Source organism: Roseisolibacter sp. H3M3-2 (assembly GCF_029211165.1).
GTDB lineage: Bacteria > Gemmatimonadota > Gemmatimonadetes > Gemmatimonadales > Gemmatimonadaceae > Roseisolibacter.
Map to the genome: position 1 here is coordinate 1 of NZ_JARGEK010000679.1, position 1,084 is coordinate 1,084.

General features: G+C 74.8%; 1 protein-coding gene. It reads left to right on the top strand.

Features of this window, described 5'->3' with window-relative positions:
* Positions 1 to 29: 29 nt before the first annotated feature.
* Positions 30 to 1,010, top strand: a complete 981-nt coding sequence (locus tag PYV61_RS25685) for a L,D-transpeptidase (RefSeq protein WP_275836732.1) — start codon at positions 30 to 32, stop codon at positions 1,008 to 1,010.
* Positions 1,011 to 1,084 lie beyond the last annotated feature (74 nt).

The following is a 1,084-nucleotide window of genomic DNA, read 5'->3' on the forward strand; positions in this document are numbered from 1 at the left end:
GAGACCACGATTTGTCTTCCTAAGACCGCTTGGCCTCCGACTTCGCCGCGCCGGTCGCGCCCGCCGCGCCGACGCCGGCGCGCGCCGCGTCGGCGACGTCGGCGTCGTTCGCCCCCGAGCGCGTGCGCGAACCGGTGAGGCTCCCCATCTCGAGCGGCGAGGGGCCGCGCGTGCTGCACGTGCAGGTGCTGCTCGGCGCCGCCGGCTTCTCGCCCGGCGTGCTCGACGGGAAGTGGCAGGCCGGCACGCGCGCCGCCGTGCGCGCCTTCCGCGAGGCGCACGCGCTCGGCGAGGGGGCCGCGGTGGACGAGGCGACCTACGAGCGGCTGCTCGAGGTCACGCACCGCCGCCCGCCGGTCGTGGAGTACCAGCTCACGCGCGCCGACGTGCGCGGCCCGCTGCGGAAGATCCCGCCCACCTATCCGGGGAAGGCGAAGCTCGACTGCCTCTGCTACGAGACGGTCGGCGAGCGCGTGGCCGAGCGCTTCCACACCACGCCGGCGATCCTGAAGGCGCTCAACCCGGGCGTCGTGCTCGACTCGGCGACCGTCGGCACCGTCGTGCACGTGCCGAACGTGTGGCGCATGCCGGCCAAGGCGCCGGCGCGCCTGGTCGTCGACAAGCAGGGGGGGACGCTGCGCGGCTACGCCGACGACGGCGCGCTGCTGTTCTCGCTGCGCGCCAGCGTCGGGTCCGCGCAGACGCCGTCGCCGACGGGGCGGCTCAAGGTGCTGAGCGTGACGCGCAACCCGTGGTACCAGTACAACCCGCGCGTGCTGAGCGGGAAGTCGACCACCAAGGGCGCCATCGCCGACCTGCCGCCGGGGCCGAACTCGCCGGTGGGCGTCGTCTGGATCCAGCTGAGCAAGGCGCACGTCGGGATCCACGGCACCCCCGAGCCCGCGCGCGTCGGGAGCGCGCAGTCGCACGGCTGCGTCCGGCTCACCAACTGGGACGCCCTGTTCCTGGCGAGCGCGCTGACGAAGGGGACGGCGGTGGAGTTCAACTGAGCGGCGAGCGGTGAGCGTCGAGCGTCGAGGGGGCTCCGCGAGGGGGACAGACCGTCCCGCCCTGCGGAGCCCCC